The sequence below is a fragment of the Ensifer sp. 2TAB8 genome (assembly GCF_052115125.1).
In the GTDB taxonomy this organism is placed as follows: Bacteria; Pseudomonadota; Alphaproteobacteria; order Rhizobiales; family Rhizobiaceae; genus Ensifer.
This window is the reverse complement of record NZ_JBFRGB010000008.1, coordinates 51,682-68,976: the sequence shown is the minus strand read 5'-3', so window position 1 is coordinate 68,976 and position 17,295 is coordinate 51,682. Positions and strand designations below refer to the sequence as shown.

Genomic DNA, 17,295 nt, shown 5'->3' with positions numbered 1-17,295 from the left:
GGCTTCCCCATGACCAAGGTAAGAAGCAAAGCCCTCGCGGACGTGACGATGAAGCCCTTCTGGCTCGACCGGCCGGATGCGCCTGAGCCCCGAGAACGGCTGACGCGTCGTCTCAAGGCCGACCTGCTCGTCGTCGGCGGCGGCTTTACCGGGTTATGGGGCGCCATCCAGGCCAAGCAGCGCCAGCCCGAAATCGACGTCGTGCTGATCGAGAAGGGCTCTGTCGCCAACGGCGCATCCGGCCGGCCGGGCGGCGTCGTCTCGACCTCGGTCATGCACGGGCTGTCGAATGCGGTGCGCATCTTTCCCAAGGATATTGCAACCCTTGAGAAGCTCGGCCAGGAGAACATGCACGGCTTCCTCCACACCCTTGAGGAACACGCGATCGACTGTCATGCCGAATGGGGCGGCGAACTGACGGTCGCCGTCGACGACGCCCATATCGACGCGCTGCACGAGGAGCACGCACTGCACCTGAAATATGGCCACCAGGCCGTCTTCCTCGATCAGAGCGCCGTGCGCGCCGAGATCAATTCGCCACGCTACAAGGCGGGGGTCTGGTCCAAGCACATCTGCGGCACCGTCCACCCTGCCCTTCTCGCCTTCGGGCTGAAGCGGGTCGCGCTCGCGCTCGGCGTCCAGATCTTCGAGAACACCGAACTCACCGGCCTCGAAGACCTCGGCGACCGGATGAAAGCCGTGACCCCATCCGGAAGCGTCACCGCCCCGAAGGTGCTGCTTGCCACCAATGCCTTTGCGTCGGGGCACAAGCGCATCAAACGCCGCGTCGTTGCTGTGCGCGACCGGGTGCTGGCCACGGAGCCGCTGTCGGCGGAGCGCATGGCGTCGGTCGGCTGGAGCCATCGCCAGGGCGTCTACGATACCCGCACACAGATGAACTACATGCGGCTCACCAAGGACAATCGCATCATCTTCGGCGGGCGCCTCGCCTATGCCTTCGCCGGCGATCCATTCCCGTCGATCGACAGGGAGCTCGATACCTACGAGCCGCTGGCGGCCGCCTTCTTCGACACCTTCCCGCAACTCGAAGGACTGCGCTTCAGCCACGCCTGGAGCGGCCCGATCGATCTCAGCACGCGCATGGCGGTGCATTTCCAGCGCTATTATGCCGACAAGGTCGTCTATGCCGGCGGCTATTCCGGCTTTGGCGTTTCGGCCTCCCGTTTCGGCGCGCGTATCGCTCTCGATATCCTCGACGGCTCGAAGGCCCCGGAAAGCCGGCTGGATTTCGCCACCAGCCTCCCGAACACGATCCCGCCGGAGCCGTTCCGCTGGCTCGGCGCCCAGGTCACCATGTATGCGCTCGACACCGCCGACAAATCCGGCGGCTGGCGCAAGCCTTGGCTGAAGATGGTCTCGGCCATGGGCTTTCCGCTCAGCTGACGCAGTCGTTCAGGTACAATTGAAGACAGGCGGGGCCGCCACTGCCGGCCCCGCCTGTCTTTGTGTCGGTCCTGAATAAGTTGAGATGTGGCTATCGCCCGGCGCGCAGGCGCGACGCACTGAGCCCGGTTTGCGAGACGCCGAACTCGCTGACGAGCAACTTCACGAAAAACGGGATCAGGCCCGACTTCGCACGCGATTTATCAAAGGCTGCCTGGAACGGTGCCTTGTAGCTGAAGAGATCGGGACGGATCGGCCGCAGCAAACCCTCGCTCACATAACGGCTGGCGAAATGGTCGGGCAGATAGCCGAGGTAGCGGCCGGAGAGGATCAGCCGCGCCTCCGCCTCCATGTCGCTGACGGTCGCGCGCGGATTGGCGATCGAGAAGATCTTGAGGTCGCGGGCATTCCAATAGGAGCGGCCGATCAGATTGTGGGATCGGATATCATCGACCTCGATCTCGCTGTCATCGCGGCTGAACAGCGGATGCTCGGCACCGCAATAGAAGCGCTGGGTTTCCTCGTAGAGATCGATGTATTCCAGCCCCAGCGTCGTGCGCGGAAAACTGGCGATGGCGATGTGCAGTTCGCCCGTTATCACGTCGCGCAAGAGTTCGTGCGGCGGCCGCGTCACGATCGAAAGCGCCACCTCCGGCGCCTCATCCGTCATCCGGGCAAAGACGCGGTTGAGACGGGAAGACGGATCGGACAGTGTGTTGTCGATGAGACCGACGGAAAGGGTGCCATTCAGCTGGTGCTGCAACCCTTTCATGCGGGTGTCGAACTGGTCGATCGAGCCGAAGAGGCGCTTGGCTTCCTCGTAGACCGCCCGTCCCTCCTCTGTCAGGCGAAAGCCGGAGCGGCCACGCTGGCAAAGGGTGAGGCCCAGCCGGCTTTCCAGCGCAGAGATATGGTTGGAGATCGTCGAGAGCGAAAGATTGAGCTCTCCCTACGCGGCCGCGAAGCCGCCGGCTTCCACGATCGTGACGTAGATGCGTAGCAACCGCACGTCCAACGAGTCCAGTGCCATGTACCTCGCCCTTACCTTGATAAAGCTCCAAGTGAAGTGCGATTATTATGTATTTTCATAGACTAAGCTAGGGCTGCCCCTCATGAATATCGCAGTTATTGCTCAAGGAGGGGCTGCCTCGCCGGTTGCGACAGGAGCGGCCAAGCAGCATGCAAATCGGCCGGCGCGAGAGGCGCCGGCCTGAATATGATCTGGATCGCTCAGGCGGTAGTCGATCGACCGTGGGCTCTTCGGCTCCGGCCTTAGGGCTGGCGATAGACCTCGTTTCCGGCGAGATAGGTCGCCTCGACCTTGCGCTCGCGGATGGAACGGTCGAGCGGATCCGGCAGCGTACCGTTGATCAGCACGAAATCCGCCCATTTGCCGACGCTGATCGAGCCAATCTCACCGCCCCAGGGCGTCATATCGGCGCCGGCTTGAGTGAGCCCATGCAGCGCCTGGTCGAAGCTGACCGCCTGCTCCGGATGCCAGGGCCCGTCACCGAGGCCGAAGGGGCTTTCGCGGAAGACGGCATCGTTGATCTGGGTCAGCGGGCTCAGCGGTGAAGTCGGCCAGTCGGAACCGAACACCAGCGGCACTCCGGCGTCGAGCATGGAATGCCAGACGTAAGCGCGTGGCTCACGCTCGGTGCCGATGCGCTCGGTGATGTATTTGCCGATCGTGCCGGTCGCATGGTTCGGCTGCATCGAGGCGACGACGCCCAGATCCTTGAAACGCTGGATATCCTTGGTCTCGACCACCTCGATATGCTCGATACGGTTCGGTTGCGCGCGCGGCACCGAGGCCTCGGCGAAAGCATCAAGCACGAGACTGACACCGCCATCGCCGATCGCGTGCACCGCCGTCGGGAAGCCGTTTTCGTTGGAGGCCTTGATCGCGGCCGCGAGTTGCTCCTTCGTTTCGAAAGGCTTGCCCTTCCAGCCGTGTTGGTCGGAGTAATCCTCATGCATGTAGGCCGTGCGTGTCGAGAGCACGCCGTCGATCACCGACTTGGTATAGCCGAGCTTCAGCATCGGCCCCTTCTTCACCTGCTCGCCGGAATCGGCGGCAACCTTGTCGACCTCGTCGCGGTCCTTCACGGCGGCGGCAATCTTCTTCGGGTCGCCCTCGAAGAAGCCGTACCAGACGCGAAGCGGCATCTTCTTCTCTGCAAGGATCGCCGCGTAGTCGTGGACGGCGGCAAGATCGGACATGTCGTTGACGCCGGTAATGCCGAGGCTGTTGGCAAATTTCATCGTCTGCATCAGCGCTTCGCGCCGCTCGGTGTCGGTCGCGACCGGGCGATGCTTCTCCACGAGGTCACCGGCCTTTTCGAGCAGGATGCCGCTCGGTTCACCTTTGTCGTTGAGGAGCACCTGTCCGCCCTCTTCGACTTCCGACTTCGCTGTAACGCCACCGACCTCGAGCGCCTTGGAGTTGACCCAGACGGAATGGAAATCGATATCGCGCAGGACGACCACCCGGTCCGGCACCACGGCATCGAGGTCTTCCTTCGTCGGCAGCTTGCCCTCGCCGAGCGTGTAGTCCCAGCCGCCGCCCATCAGCCAGACGCCCTTTGGAAGACGCGCGTCGGCCTCCTTGATCTTTTCGAGCCAGGTCTTCTTGTCGGGGATGTAGGAAAGGTCCACACCGATCACCATGTCCATGCCGGATGTGAGATGGGTATGGCCGTCGATGAAGCCTGGGGTCACGGTCTTGCCGCCTGCATCGATCACCTTGGTTTCGGCCTCGGCCAGGGCCTTGATCTCGTCATTGCTGCCGATCGCAGTGAATCTTCCGTTCTCGACCGCGAAGGCCTGTGCCTTCGGCTTGCTCTGATCGACCGTGCGCACATCGCCGTTGAGCACGATCAAGTCGGGTGCCGCCCATACCGGCTGTGCTACGCAAACCATGATCGCCAGGACCGACGTCGCGCTCAGTGCCCGGGTTACTGCTGCCAATGTCATGAAATCCTCCTCCCGCGACTGCATCCCTCCACCCCCGGCGAGCCGCGCGACACCGGTGTTGGGGAGATGATGCTGCAAGTCGGGAAGGTAACGATATACTCCCTCGGGCTAGGTCTGCGCCAAGCCGCCGCAAGGGCCGCCATCCACCGGAGTTTCGCGTGAAGTGTCGTCGACACCAACGATCGCACATTTCTCTACCGCCCCGGCGGCGAAACCTCGTCACCGCGGAAGAGGAAAACGGGAAGTGAGGGAAGCTTCCGGCTGGCGCCCTGGCTTCCCTGAGGAAGGCCGATCTGGCTCAGGTAAAGAGCGCCTTCAGTCGCGGCCAGAGGCCGATGGCCGAGCGAACTCGCCGGGCGGCATAGGCCGCACGCACCGAACTGCCGAAATTGCAGTCGCAGACGATGTCGTGCAGTTGGTGGTCCGATATTTCGAAGAACCGTTTTGCTTCGCCGTAGCTGTCATCGACAAGGCCCGCGAGCCGCAGCTGCGTATCCTCGAAGGCGACAGTCATGGGCGAACCGTTGACCTGCATGGCCTGCCGAACGGCAGCGGTAGCACGTTCGGTACCGGAAAGCGTGCCGAGCCGGCGGTCGGGATTGCTTTCCAGGAGTTCGGCCCAACGTTGGAGCCGTTCCGTTCTCGTCATGACGGGATCGGGACGGATTTCGGCGAGCGCTTGCAATTGTTCAATCGATTGATGCTTCATAGTCGTCTCTCCTAGTCCGAAGATGCGACCTTGGTGCGCGCCCCGCCACACGAAGATCGCCGCTCCACCAACTCGCCAGCAGGAACCACAGTTCCCTCGCCAATAAAAAAAATTCCGAGGACGCGTACCGCAGCGCGAAGCGCGGTCGGGGACCCAACCATCACTGGCGGAAATGCCCGAATTCTCCGCTGCCAGCCGCTGAAAATGCGCGCCCCGCGTGTCGGAAGGTGCCGGCGCTCGTTTTCAGTATGCGTCCCCTTCTGCAAGGCGTATTCTTTCCTTCGACCGGTCGGGAACGATTTTGCCGGATCCGCATCAAACGATGGTTTGGAGGTGGATGATGAAGGATGTTCTCTTGCAATCGACACGGGCCGCTCCCGATGATTTGACGGACCACGATCTCGTCCAGGGCGCGCTTGCCAATGATCCGGAAGCGTTCCGCACCATCATGCGAAGGCACAACCAGCGGCTCTTCCGCATCGCCCGCGCCGTGGTGCGCAACGACAGCATCGCCGAGGACGTCGTGCAGGAGGCCTATCTTCGTGCCTTCGAACACCTTGAGACGTTTCGCGGCGACGCCAGCCTCGCCACCTGGCTCCATCGCGTGGTGCTCAACGAGGCGCTCGGACGCCTGCGCAAGTCATCCACCCGGCGCGAGGTTCCGCTCGTAGCCGAAAAGGTGAGCGCCGACATCGTGCCGTTTCCGAACGCAGCTAGCACGGAGGATCCGGAGCGATCCCTTGCCCAGCGGCAAATCCTGCGGCTGGTGGAAGAGGCGACCGACGCCCTGCCGGACGCGTTTCGCCTCGTCTTCACCGCTCGCGTCATCGAAGCCATGAGCGTCGAGGAAACGGCCGTCCTGCTCGGCATCAAGCCGGAGACCGTCAGAAGCCGTCTCCATCGCGCCCGCCAGCTGCTGCGCCAGCATATCGACCGCAAGATCGGCCCCGTACTGATGAATGCCTTCCCTTTTGCCGGTCGTCGCTGCGAACGGCTGACCATGGCCGTGATGAGCCGGCTTGGACTCGTGTAAGATAAAAAAGTTGGGAACTTCCGCCATCGGCGCGCATCCAATGGAGGTCATCCACAGAGACCGGTGGCAACGCCCCGCCGGAGAGGAGTTTCCCATGTATGCCCGCCTCACCTCAACCCTCGCCCTCGCCTGCCTCCTCAGCGGCGCAAGCCTTGCGGCCGGGACCAAGATCAACGATCCGCAGATCGCCCATATCGCTTATACCGCCGGTGTCATCGACATCGAGGCGGCCAAGCAGGCCCTGCAGATTTCCAAGGACAAGGACGTGCTGGCTTTTGCCAACGATATGGTGCGCGACCATGAGGCTGTGAACAAACAGGCTCTCGATCTCGTCAAGAAACTCAAGGTGAAACCGGAAGACAACGACACTAGCCGTGCGCTTACGAAGGCCGCCAAGGAAGAGCGCGAAAAGCTTGCGAAACTGAGCGGCACCGACTTCGACAAGGCCTATGTTGCCAACGAGGTTGCCTATCACAAGCAGGTCAACGGCGCGCTCGAAACGCAGCTGATCCCGTCCGCCAAGAATGCTGAGCTCAAGGATCTGCTTCAGACCGGGCTGAAGCTGTTCCAGGGCCACCAGCAACATGCCGAGCATGTCGCCGAGATGATGAAATAGGCGGCGCCATGGTCTCGAAGCTGAGCCTTGGTGCCATTTGCGGTCTGGCCGTGATGCTGGCCGGACCGCCCGCGCGGGCCGAAACCATCCGGGTCACAATCGAAAAGCTCGTGTTCTCGCCCGCCGAGATCAACGCCGCCGTGGGCGACGTGATCGAGTGGCAGAACAAGGACGTCATGGCGCACACGGCAACGGCCAAGGGTGATTTCGATATCGTGATACCGCCCAAGAAGACGGCGACGCTCACCGTCACCAAGGCCGGCAGCTACGATTACTTTTGCCGCTTTCACCCGAACATGAAGGCCCGCCTGCAGGTACGGTAAAGCGAGAAGGGTTCCGTTCCAGATCACGACGGCGCCGCGACGCAGCTGGCGCCGCCGTTCACGGCGAAGTCACCAAGCGCTGTCTGTATCCCAAACCGGAATCGTGCGATGAAGCGGTCGGTTTCATTCTACAGGCGGCACGACCATGAAGAAGATCGGTTTTCTTTCCTTCGGACACTGGACGCCCTCACCCCAGTCACAGACGCGATCGGCGGCCGACGCCCTGCTGCAGTCGATCGATCTTGCGGTCGCGGCCGAAGAACTCGGTGCGGACGGCGCCTATTTCCGGGTCCATCACTTCGCCCGCCAGCTTGCCTCGCCCTTCCCGCTCCTGGCAGCCGTCGGCGCCAAGACCAGCCGGATCGAGATCGGCACCGCCGTCATCGACATGCGCTACGAAAACCCGCTCTACATGGCCGAAGACGCCGGTGCCGCCGATATCATCGCCGGTGGACGCCTGCAGCTCGGCATCAGCCGCGGCTCGCCGGAACAGGTGATCGATGGCTGGCGCCATTTCGGTTACCAGCCGGGCGAAGGCGAGACTGAAAGCGACATGGCGAGACGCCACGCGGAAGTGCTGCTCGACGTGCTGCGCGGCGAAGGCTTTGCTGCCCCCAACCCGCGACCGATGTTCCCCAACCCGCCTGGCCTGCTGCGGATCGAGCCGCATTCCGACGGCCTGAGAGAGCGCATCTGGTGGGGCGCCAGCTCCAACGCCACTGCTGTCTGGGCCGCCAAACTTGGCATGAACCTGCAAAGTTCGACGCTGAAGGACGACGAGACCGGCCTGCCGTTCCATGTCCAGCAGGCCGACCAGATCCGGGCCTACCGGGAAGCATGGAAGGCGGCGGGTCACACGCGCGAGCCACGCGTCTCTGTCAGCCGCAGCATGTTCGCGCTGGTGGACGAGCGCGACCGCGCCTATTTCGGGGGCGGCAATCAGCACGAGGACAAGATCGGCTTCATCGACGACAAGACGCGGGCGATTTTCGGCCGCAGCTACGCCGCCGAACCTGATGTCCTTGTCAGGCAACTGGCCGAGGACGAGGCGATCGCCGAAGCCGACACGCTGCTCCTGACCGTCCCGAACCAGCTGGGTGTCGACTACAACGCCCATGTGATCGAGGCGATCCTGCGACACGTGGCGCCGGCGCTTGGCTGGCGCCAAGGCTGAAAGCCGGCTGGGGCGGAAGCGGGCGGGATTGTCCCCGTCTCGGAGCGCCGCTTGCCGCCAATCGGGACCATAAGCATTCCCTCATAGACATTTCCGGCGGACGCCCTACAATTCCGCGTACCCCTTTCTGCGGAAGCGCGCGATATGGCTGAAGAACGCGCTCAACGGCGTCTCGCCGCCATCGTGGCTGCCGATGTCGTCGGTTACAGCCGCCTCGTTGAACTGGACGAAGGCGGTACGCTTGCGACGTTGAAAGAACGCCGCAAGCAGATCCTCGATCCCCTTGTCCGAGAGCACAAAGGCCGCATCGTCAAGACGATGGGCGATGGGGTGCTGGTGGAGTTTGCCAGCGCCGTGAATGCGGTCACCTGTGCAATCGACATTCAGAAGGGCATGGCAGCGGCCAATCAGGGCCTTGCCGACGACCGCCGGGTTCTCCTGCGCATCGGTATTAATCTCGGCGATGTCGTCGTCGAAAGCGGCGACCTCTACGGCGACGGCGTCATTGTCGCTGCGCGGCTCCAGACCATGGCCGGCCCCGGCGAAATCTACGTCTCCGGCAACATTTACGATCAGGTCAGGAAGCGTCTCTTTTGCGATTTCGACGCGCTTGGCCCGCAAGCAATCAAGAACATCGTCGAGCCGGTCAACCTCTATCGCATCGCCACCGCAACCCTAGGCCAAGGCGGCGGCGCCAGGGCGCCCCTGCCGCTGCCGATCAAGCCGTCCATCGCGGTCCTTCCCTTCACCAATATGAGCAACGAGCCGGAGCAGGAGGTCTTCGTCGACGGCCTGACCGAAGACCTGATCACCGACCTTTCCAGAGCCGGCGGATTGTTCGTCATCGCCAGCAATTCGGTCTTTGCCTACAAGGGCCGACATGAGGACGTGCGCCGGATCGCGCGCGAACTCGGCGTTCGATACGTGCTGGAAGGCAGTGCCCGACGGGCGGCCGGCCGGGTTCGCATCAACGCCCAGCTGATCGATGCCTTGCAGGGCGATCACCTCTGGGCGGAAAGGTTCGACCGCAGCCTGGAGGACATCTTCGCCGTTCAGGACGAGGTAACGAGCAGGATCGTCGAAGCCCTGGTCGGACGACTAACCGACGCGCCGGCCCGCAACCGCCCATCAAACCTGAAGGCCTACGACTATTGCGTCCGCGCGCGCTCGCTCGGGCTGCAGACGGCGGGAGCCGCACGAGAGGCGGTCTTTCTTGCCGAGCGGGCGCTGGCACTCGACCCGGACTACGCCGAGGCGCATCGGCTCCTGGCCCTGAACCTGTGGCTAAGCTGGGAATTCTGGGACCAGCCGGTTGTCCCCTATCGGCAACGTGCTGTCAGCGAGGCGCAGAAGGCGGTGGCGCTCGATCCCAACGACGCCGGGAACCGCTGGGTCCTCGGCATCATTCTGGGGCACGAGTGCCGCTGGGAAGAGTCCGACGCCGAATTCGACCTTGCCCTGACGCTCGATCCGAACCACGCCGATGCCTGGGCCATGCGCGCCGACCTCATCGTTCTTGGCGGCCGACCGGCCCAGGCGATCGATCACGTTCACAAGGCGCTGCGGCTCAATCCGCATCCGCCGGGCTGGTACTACTGGATGCTTGGGCAGGCTCAATATGCCACTTGCGACTATGAGGCGGCGGTCCAGACATTGCGCCACCCGCAAACCTACCGGGCGACATCCCGTCGCCTGCTTGCTGCCAGCCTGGCGAGGCTCGGCCGCCTGGATGAAGCCCGCACCGAAGCGCAATTGTTCCTGATGAACAACCCCAACTTCACGATTGCCCAGTGGGCCGCATCGCAGCCGTTCCGGGACGAGAAGATGCTGCAGCACTTCGTGGAAGGCTACCGCCTGCTGGATCTGCCGGAATAGGCGATGCTCCAGGCAGGCATGCGTAACGACAGGGGACGCGTGGAAACCTCATCCCGCGCGTCTACTTCAGGCACTGTCGATTGGATCCGCGGCAACGAGCTTAGGGAACCTGTGGCGGATGCGCGACGCCGAGGTAATAGTCGCCCTCGCCGCCGCTCTGATACTCACCTGTGTAGCGCTGGCGGGCGTCACCCAAGGTGCGGGCCGGCGGGCGATAGACGTAACCGGGCGCTGGTTCGACATAGATGCTGCCGGTCGGCATCGGATCGACATAGACCTGCGGCTGAACAGGCTCGACATAAACCGGGCCCGGCGCGGGTTCGACATAGTAGGGTTGCCCGTAGAGAACCCTGTTCTGGGTGCCCGGCGGATTGTGCGGGTCGATACCGGTGTAGAAACCGTTGGCCATCGCCGGTGCTGCCGCGCCAAAGGCGAAGACGATTGCGGCGAATGACATTCCCTTCGAAAGCTTCATGGCGTTGCTCCTGTCTCGGCTCGGCATCCGGTCCATATGGGAGACCCAGCAGGCTGTGCCTCCTGTCGAATGCGGCCATCGAGAGATAAACGCCTGATCGCTGCAACCGTTCCGCCGAAGCCTCAGTGCAGACCGAAGAGGTTGAGCAGTTCCTCGCGATGGCGGACGAATTCGGGCGCGCTGCGATCGCGTGGGCGCGGCAGGTCGATCTCGATCAGCCTTGGTTCACCGCCCTTCTCGCGTGGCAGGATCAGGATACGGTCGGCGAGGTAGATCGCTTCCTCGAGATCGTGGGTGACGAGCACCGTCGTCACATCCTCATCCCGCCAGATCCGCGCCAATTCCTGCTGCATGCTGATCTTGGTCATCGCGTCGAGCGCGCCGAGCGGCTCGTCGAGAAGCAGGATTTCGGGCTGGACCGCGAGCGCCCGGGCAATGCCGACGCGCTGCGCCATGCCGCCGGAGAGTTGCCGCGGATAGGCGCTCTCGAACGGCTGCAGGCCGACGAGTTGTACATAGCGTCGTGCCCGGTCCCGCGCTTCGCCGCGGGGGAGCCCCTGCGTCTCCAGTCCAAAGCCCACGTTGTCGAGCACCGTCAGCCAGGGCAGCAGCCGCGGCTCCTGGAAGATGACCGCACGGTCGGTACCGACGCCTCTCGTCAGCTTGCCGTCGATCAGCACCTCTCCCGCATCCGGATCCTCGAGCCCCGCCAGCACCCGCAACAGCGTCGTCTTGCCCGAGCCGCTGGCGCCGACGATGGCGAGCGTCTCACCGGACCGGATGTTGAGGTTGATGTCCCTGAGAACGGGCAACGGCGTGCCGTTCAGGCGGTAGGATTTGGAGAGATGGCGGATCGCCACCTCTCCGCGACGAAGGTTCTGGGCAACGCTCATGGTCGGTCCTCAGTTGCTGACCGACGGGGCGTCGACGGCAAAGAGCACGTCCTTCGGCGTCAACTGGCCTTCCTTGAGCTTGCCTTCACGCACCAGAACGTCGATCCAGAACTGAAGGTCGCGCTCGACCGGAAGACCACCCGCCCGCACCCCGTAGCCGCGGAAGTACTGGGCGATCTCGGGATTTTCGCCGCGCGCCTGCAACGCCTTGGCCAGGATCTTCTTGGTTTCTTCGGGATGTTCACGCGCGTAGTCGAGCGCGCGGGCCGACTGCAGGACGAAGGTCTTGGCGGCATCGGGATGCGCCTTGACGAAATCCCGGCGAAGCACCACGAAGCCGCCGGCGATTTCCCMGAGCACGTCGGTATCGTCGAAGATCGCACGCAGGCCGCCGTTCTTGCGCGCCGCCCCCTCGAACGTCGTCTGCCAATAGCCGAAAGCGGAAATATCCACCTGGCCGGAGCGCAGCACCTGCTCGAGCTGCGGACCGGGGACGACCACCTGGTTGGCAGCGTCCGTCGGCAGGCCGACCGAATGCAGCGCTTCGCGGATCGTATAGTCGAGATGCGCGCCGAGCGTGTTGACCGCAATGCTCTTGCCGGCGATGTCCTTGATGCTCTTGATCGGGCTGTCTTCCAGCACGTAGAAGATCGACTGCACCTCGTCATTGATGCCGTTCGAAGGATAGGCGGCAACGAACTCATTGCCGCTGATGATGGAATTCAGCACGGCGGAAGTGGCCGCACTGCCGATCTCGACGTCGCCGGACGCAAGCGCGATCAGCGAGGCCGGACCTCCCGCCGCGTAGCCGATGTTCTCGATGGTGATGCCGGTGCCATCGAAATAACCGAGCTCCTGGGCGAGCTCATGAGCCGACAGGCCGCCTTGGCTGGCGAGGTAGCGCAGCTTCACTTCGTCAGCGGCCATCGCCGGCGCGGCAAGGCCGAGGGTTATGGCTGCAGACAGAAGAAGATTGCGGGCATGGAAAGTCATGTCGATATCCTTTCGAAGGAGAAATCAGGCAGTGGGGCTGATCAGGCGTTGGGTTGTGACCAGCGGCAAAGGTTGCGCTGAAGCAAAACGAGTAGCGCGTTGGCGGCGAGCCCAAGCAGGGCGAGCAGCAGGATTGCGGCAAACATCAACGGGATCTGGAAATTGTACTGCGCGTTCATGACCTGGAAGCCGATGCCCTTGTTCGCGCCGATCATCTCGGCAGCGATCAGCAGCAGAAGGGCCGTGGTGGCCGAAAGGCGCAAGCCGACGAAGATCGCCGGCACGGAGGCGGGCAGCACCACCCGGCGGAAGACGGTGAGCGGTCCGGCCCCGTAGGTTCGGGCCATTTCGATCAGCTTCCTGTCGACCTCCTTGACGCCGCCGATGGTGGATAGCAGGAGCGGAAACAGCGTGGCCCAGAAGATCACGAAGACCTTTGAGGTCTCGCCGAGGCCGAGCAACAGGATAAAGACCGGATAGAGCGCCAGGGCCGAGGTCTGGCGGAAGAGCTGCAGGATGGGATCGAGCGCCTGTTCGACCAGCCGCACCTGACCCATGAACAGGCCGAGCGGGATGCCGACGACAACGGCTGCCGCAAAGGCGATCCCCGATCGCTGCAGGCTGATGGCAATGTCATCCAGCAGCGCGCCACTGGCGAGAGCACCCCAGAGCGCCGACAGGATCACATCGAGGGGTGGAAAGACCGCCGGGTTGACCCAGCCGAGCGTGCTGGAAAGCTGCCAGAAGGCGAGAAAACCGAGCACCACACCATAGCGCGCCACGATCGACCCAAGCAGGGCGCGCCAGCGGGAAACGATGGCCGGGAGGGCAGTGGGGGCCTGCCCCTCGGCACGGCCAAGTCCGAAACTTGCGGCAAGCGATGTGTTGACGTGTTCATAGGACATGATCGTACCTCACTCTGCTGCCTGAACGGCCGATCGCGCGACGGCCCAGCGGTTGACGGGAACGGGCAGGCCGAGGTTTTCGCGGAGTGTCCGCCCCTCGTATGCCGTGCGGAAGAGCCCGCGGCGCTGCAGCTCCGGGATCACCAGCTCGACAAAGTCGTCAAGCGCGGTCGGGAACCAGGGCGGCAGGATGTTGAAGCCATCGGCCGCTTCGTTTTCGAACCACTCCTGCAGGGTGTCGGCGATCTGTTCGGCCGAGCCGACAATCGTGTAATGGCCGCGCGCCGAAGCAATCCATTGATAGAGCTGGCGAATGCTGAAGTTGTTCTCGTCGGCGATCTGGCGGATCAGCGCCTGGCGGCTCTTCATGCCCTCGGTCGGCGGCGCCGGCGGCAGCGGCCCATCGAGATCGTAGCCATGAAGATCGAGCGTCCCGCCGGTCAGGCCATTGAGCAGTCCGATGCCGTCTTCTTCGACGATGAGCGAGGTCAGGCGTTCGTACTTCTCGCGCGCCTCGGCCTCCGTTCGTCCGACGAACGGAGAGACGCCCGGCATGACCAGAATGTGGTCCGGGTTGCGACCAAGACCGCGGGCGCGGGCCTTGATGTCACGGTAGAATTCCTGCGCCGTCTCGATATGCTGGTGCGCGGTGAAGATTACCTCCGCGGTCGCCGCGGCCAGCCCGCGTCCGTCATCGGACTGGCCAGCCTGCACGATGACAGGGTGGCCCTGTGGCGAGCGCGAGATGTTGAGCGGGCCGCGGACCTTGAAATGTTCGCCGCGGTGATCCGTGTCGTGCAGCTTCGCCGGGTCGAAGAAGACACCCGTTTCCTTGTCGCGGATGAAGGTGTCGTCCTCGAAACTGTCCCAGAGCTTCTTGACGACGTCCACATGTTCGGCCGCGCGGCGATAGCGCTCCGCATGCGGAAGCTGCGTGTCTCGGTTGAAGTTCTGCGCTGTCGGATCGCCCGTTGTCGTCACCACGTTCCAGCCGGCGCGGCCACCGGAAATGAGATCCAGCGACGCGAACTTGCGCGCGGTGGTGTAGGGCTCCTCATAGGTCGTCGACGAGGTGGCAATGAAGCCGAGATGAGTGGTGAGTGGCGCCAGTGCCGAGAACAGGGTCACCGGCTCGAAGCCCGCCACGCGGGCATTGCCGCCCTCACGTGCGCCGCCGAAGCCGATCGCCAGCCCGTCGGCAAGGAAATACGCATCGAACAGGCCGCGTTCGGCCGTTAGCGCCAGTTGCTTGTGAAATTCGAAACTGGTCGCCCCGTCGGCGGGTTGGTCGGGGTGGCGCCAGGCGGCGATATGCTGTCCGCCACCGGGAAGAAATGCTCCAAGCCGGATCTTGCGTGTCATCTCAATCCTCTCCTCTTCTCGCTGCAAACTCATGGGGGTCAAGCGCCCCGGCGCCGGAGATGAAGGGCTGTCTGCGGCCAGACCCAAGACCTCGTTGCCATACAGACAAGGTACATTATCTATAATGTTTATAGAGAAAGAGTATTTCGTAAGCACCCGAAGCAAGTGAAATGATTTTCGACGCAAACCCAGAAAGCGGGATCAGTCGCCGCATGCCTGGAAGCGAAGACTTGTAAGAAAGGGGATGCGGCGAAAGTTTTGCAGGAGCGGACCCGACGGGTTGAGCTATTCGACAGCTCTCCATCGCTACTCCCGCCACCCAGGCGAACGCGCAAAGTCGACGCCGCATGCGTCGCTTCGGCCGAAGCACAGCCTCTCCGTGAGATCCGAGTAGTCGTCGGGCACAATCGCGTCGGGGAAATTATTCCACTCTGAGTGGTTTTCGAGCCAAAGGGTTTCTTATCCCGAAGCAGGCACTCGACTATTTCCTGGGCACTTGCGGCGACCGTTGCCTAAAAATGCGGCCGCCGCCGTTCAATGAGAGTGCAAGACGTGTCCCAAGCAACCACCAAATCCTCACAAAAGCCGATTTTCACCTCCTTCGGCTTTCAAGTCCTGGCCGCCATGGTCATCGGCCTGCTGCTCGGCCTCATCGCCCGCAATATGGGCGTCGATGCCAGCGGCAATGCCAACTGGCTGACCGTGACCCTGCAGACGATCGGCTCGATCTTCGTCCAGCTTCTGCGCGCTCTCGTGCCGCCGCTCGTCTTTACCGCGATCGTCGCCTCGATCGCCAATCTGGCGACGCTGCAGAATGCCGCCAAACTCGTCTGGCAGACGCTTCTCTGGTTCGCGATCACCTCGCTGATCGCCGTCGTCATCGGCATCGCACTCGGCCTCATCCTCCAGCCGGGCGTAGGCTCGGCCGTTTCGCAGGAGGCCGCGAAGGCGCCTTCCTATTCCGGCTCGTGGCTCGATTTCCTCAAAGGCTTGGTGCCCGCCAACATGCTCGGGCTCGAAGCCAGCACCAAGGTCACCGATACGGGCGCCACCACCTCGCTCAATTTCAATGTCTTGCAGATCCTCGTCGTTTCGATCGCCGTCGGCGCCGCTGCGCTCAAGGTCGGTGACGCCGCCAAGCCGTTCCTCGCCTTCAATCAGTCGCTGCTTGCAATCGTGCGCAAGATCCTCTGGTGGGTCATCCGCCTGACGCCGATCGGCACCATCGGCCTGCTCGGCCGCGCCGTCGCACAATATGGCTGGGAAACGCTGGCGCAGCTCGGCTGGTATGCCGCTGCGGTCTATATCGGCCTCGCCATCGTGCTCTTCGTGGTCTACCCGGCGCTGCTCGTCGGCCACGGCCTGAAGCCCTCGCGCTTCTTTGCCGGCGCCTGGCCGGCGATCCAGCTCGCCTTCGTTTCGCGTTCCTCGGTCGGCACTCTGCCCGTTACCGAAACCGTGACCGAAAAGAGCCTTGGCGTGCCGCGCGAATACGCAGCCTTCGCCGTCCCGCTCGGCGCGACCACCAAGATGGATGGCTGCGCTGCGATCTACCCGGCAATCTCGGCGATCTTCATCGCCCAATTCTTCGGCGTGACACTCGGCATCCAGGAATATGTGCTGATCGTCTTCGTCTCGGTGCTCGGCTCTGCCGCCACCGCAGGCCTCACCGGCGCGACCGTCATGCTGACGCTGACGCTTTCGACGCTCGGCCTGCCGCTCGAAGGTGTGGGCCTGCTGCTCGCCATCGACCCGATCCTCGACATGGGCCGCACGGCAGTCAACGTCGCCGGCCAGGCGCTGGTACCGACGATCGTCGCCAAGCGCGAGGGCATTCTCGACGAGACCGTCTACAACGGCGACAAGGTCCTCGACGACATCGAGCCGCTCGCCGCCGCAGCACGGGCTGCTTAGCGGCCTGGAACAAAGCATGCGGGCCGCGAGGTCCGCATGCCATGTTATACTTCAGGCCATCTGCCTGTTGAGGGATCGGCGATGTCGTCGACCAATTTTCATCTCGTCACCGAATGGACGATCAACGCCCCTCTTCAGGATGTGTGGCGAGAACTCGCAGCGCCGGAGCGCTGGCCCGAATGGTGGCCGTCGGTGAAGCAGGTCACGCTACTGCAGGAGGGTAACGACCGCGGCGTCGGTGCCGTGCGTCGCATGCGCTGGTCGACGGCCCTGCCCTACGAACTGGTCTTCGATATGGAGACCGTCAAGGTCGAACCGCCTCTGCTCATCGAAGGCAGGGCCGTCGGCGAACTCGACGGCATCGGCCGCTGGACGTTGCAAGGCAACGGCGCCAGCTGCCACGTTCGGTACGATTGGATCGTAGAGGTCACGAAGCCCTGGATGGTCCGCCTTTCCTTCATCCTCAGACCGGTCTTCCGCTGGAACCACGGGGTCGTCATGGAGCGAGGCCGCCGCGGTCTCGTGGATCGGCTGGCCCAGATCCAATTCGGAGCATCCCTCCCCGAGGACGAGACCCATGCAGGCGGCGCGAATGGAGGTTGCCCTTGAGATCCTCGATGCCGAGCTCGGCGACGCCGTCGTA

General features: G+C 63.3%; 16 protein-coding genes and 1 pseudogene. 8 read left to right on the top strand and 9 right to left on the bottom strand.

The window, feature by feature from the left end; genetic code table 11:
- Positions 1 to 9: 9 nt before the first annotated feature.
- Complete coding sequence (locus AB4Z53_RS15415; RefSeq protein ID WP_441596520.1) at positions 10 to 1,404, top strand: NAD(P)/FAD-dependent oxidoreductase; 1,395 nt, start codon at positions 10 to 12, stop codon at positions 1,402 to 1,404.
- 91 nt (positions 1,405 to 1,495) lie between these two features.
- Here the strand turns inward: AB4Z53_RS15415 and AB4Z53_RS15410 are convergent, their stop codons facing one another.
- The 4 genes and pseudogenes from AB4Z53_RS15410 to AB4Z53_RS15395 all read right to left on the bottom strand — a co-directional run bounded on the left by AB4Z53_RS15410 (position 1,496) and on the right by AB4Z53_RS15395 (position 5,089).
- Entirely contained in the window at positions 1,496 to 2,176 is a 681-nt protein-coding gene (locus tag AB4Z53_RS15410; RefSeq protein ID WP_441596519.1) for a substrate-binding domain-containing protein, read from the bottom strand.
- A gap of 69 nt (positions 2,177 to 2,245) precedes the next feature.
- Positions 2,246 to 2,338, bottom strand: a pseudogene (locus tag AB4Z53_RS15405) (LysR family transcriptional regulator); the annotation flags it as partial.
- Positions 2,339 to 2,676: 338 nt separating this feature from the next.
- A complete protein-coding gene (locus AB4Z53_RS15400) occupies positions 2,677 to 4,380 on the bottom strand; it encodes an amidohydrolase (RefSeq protein WP_441596518.1) in 1,704 nt (567 codons plus the stop codon).
- A 298-nt stretch (positions 4,381 to 4,678) separates the two neighbouring features.
- Positions 4,679 to 5,089 carry a hypothetical protein gene (locus AB4Z53_RS15395; RefSeq protein WP_441596517.1) on the bottom strand — a complete coding sequence of 137 codons (411 nt, stop codon included), beginning with the start codon at positions 5,087 to 5,089 and terminating at the stop codon, positions 4,679 to 4,681.
- Positions 5,090 to 5,429: 340 nt separating this feature from the next.
- Here AB4Z53_RS15395 and AB4Z53_RS15390 point away from each other — a divergent pair, with 340 nt between their 5' ends.
- The 5 genes from AB4Z53_RS15390 (at position 5,430) to AB4Z53_RS15370 (ending at position 10,110) form a co-directional block, all read left to right on the top strand.
- Positions 5,430 to 6,122 (top strand): RNA polymerase sigma factor, encoded by a 693-nt coding sequence (locus AB4Z53_RS15390; protein ID WP_441596516.1) that lies wholly within the window; start codon positions 5,430 to 5,432, stop codon positions 6,120 to 6,122.
- 94 nt (positions 6,123 to 6,216) lie between these two features.
- Entirely contained in the window at positions 6,217 to 6,738 is a 522-nt protein-coding gene (locus AB4Z53_RS15385; RefSeq protein WP_441596515.1) for a DUF4142 domain-containing protein, read from the top strand.
- Between the two features lie 8 nt (positions 6,739 to 6,746).
- The gene (locus AB4Z53_RS15380) at positions 6,747 to 7,061 is read left to right on the top strand and encodes a cupredoxin domain-containing protein (RefSeq protein ID WP_223728121.1); all 315 of its coding nucleotides are present in this window, start codon (positions 6,747 to 6,749) and stop codon (positions 7,059 to 7,061) included.
- A 145-nt stretch (positions 7,062 to 7,206) separates the two neighbouring features.
- Entirely contained in the window at positions 7,207 to 8,235 is a 1,029-nt protein-coding gene (locus tag AB4Z53_RS15375; protein WP_441596514.1) for an LLM class flavin-dependent oxidoreductase, read from the top strand.
- 144 nt (positions 8,236 to 8,379) lie between these two features.
- A complete protein-coding gene (locus AB4Z53_RS15370) occupies positions 8,380 to 10,110 on the top strand; it encodes an adenylate/guanylate cyclase domain-containing protein (protein ID WP_441596513.1) in 1,731 nt (576 codons plus the stop codon).
- Between the two features lie 100 nt (positions 10,111 to 10,210).
- On the opposite strand, the gene AB4Z53_RS15365 is transcribed toward AB4Z53_RS15370, so the two are convergent.
- The 5 genes from AB4Z53_RS15365 to AB4Z53_RS15345 all read right to left on the bottom strand — a co-directional run bounded on the left by AB4Z53_RS15365 (position 10,211) and on the right by AB4Z53_RS15345 (position 14,738).
- The gene (locus AB4Z53_RS15365) at positions 10,211 to 10,585 is read right to left on the bottom strand and encodes a hypothetical protein (RefSeq protein WP_223728118.1); all 375 of its coding nucleotides are present in this window, start codon (positions 10,583 to 10,585) and stop codon (positions 10,211 to 10,213) included.
- A gap of 122 nt (positions 10,586 to 10,707) precedes the next feature.
- A complete protein-coding gene (locus tag AB4Z53_RS15360; protein WP_441596512.1) occupies positions 10,708 to 11,478 on the bottom strand; it encodes an ABC transporter ATP-binding protein in 771 nt (256 codons plus the stop codon).
- Positions 11,479 to 11,487: 9 nt separating this feature from the next.
- Positions 11,488 to 12,471 carry an ABC transporter substrate-binding protein gene (locus AB4Z53_RS15355; RefSeq protein ID WP_441596511.1) on the bottom strand — a complete coding sequence of 328 codons (984 nt, stop codon included), beginning with the start codon at positions 12,469 to 12,471 and terminating at the stop codon, positions 11,488 to 11,490.
- A 41-nt stretch (positions 12,472 to 12,512) separates the two neighbouring features.
- On the bottom strand, positions 12,513 to 13,376 hold the full coding sequence (locus tag AB4Z53_RS15350; protein WP_441596510.1) for an ABC transporter permease: 864 nt from the start codon (positions 13,374 to 13,376) through the stop codon (positions 12,513 to 12,515).
- A gap of 9 nt (positions 13,377 to 13,385) precedes the next feature.
- Positions 13,386 to 14,738: an LLM class flavin-dependent oxidoreductase gene (locus AB4Z53_RS15345; RefSeq protein ID WP_441596509.1), complete on the bottom strand. Its 1,353-nt coding sequence runs from the start codon at positions 14,736 to 14,738 to the stop codon at positions 13,386 to 13,388.
- A gap of 552 nt (positions 14,739 to 15,290) precedes the next feature.
- Here AB4Z53_RS15345 and AB4Z53_RS15340 point away from each other — a divergent pair.
- Together AB4Z53_RS15340 and AB4Z53_RS15335 are read left to right on the top strand one after the other, a co-directional pair.
- The gene (locus AB4Z53_RS15340; RefSeq protein ID WP_441596508.1) at positions 15,291 to 16,652 is read left to right on the top strand and encodes a dicarboxylate/amino acid:cation symporter; all 1,362 of its coding nucleotides are present in this window, start codon (positions 15,291 to 15,293) and stop codon (positions 16,650 to 16,652) included.
- Between the two features lie 81 nt (positions 16,653 to 16,733).
- Positions 16,734 to 17,261 carry an SRPBCC family protein gene (locus AB4Z53_RS15335; RefSeq protein WP_441596507.1) on the top strand — a complete coding sequence of 176 codons (528 nt, stop codon included), beginning with the start codon at positions 16,734 to 16,736 and terminating at the stop codon, positions 17,259 to 17,261.
- Positions 17,262 to 17,295 lie beyond the last annotated feature (34 nt).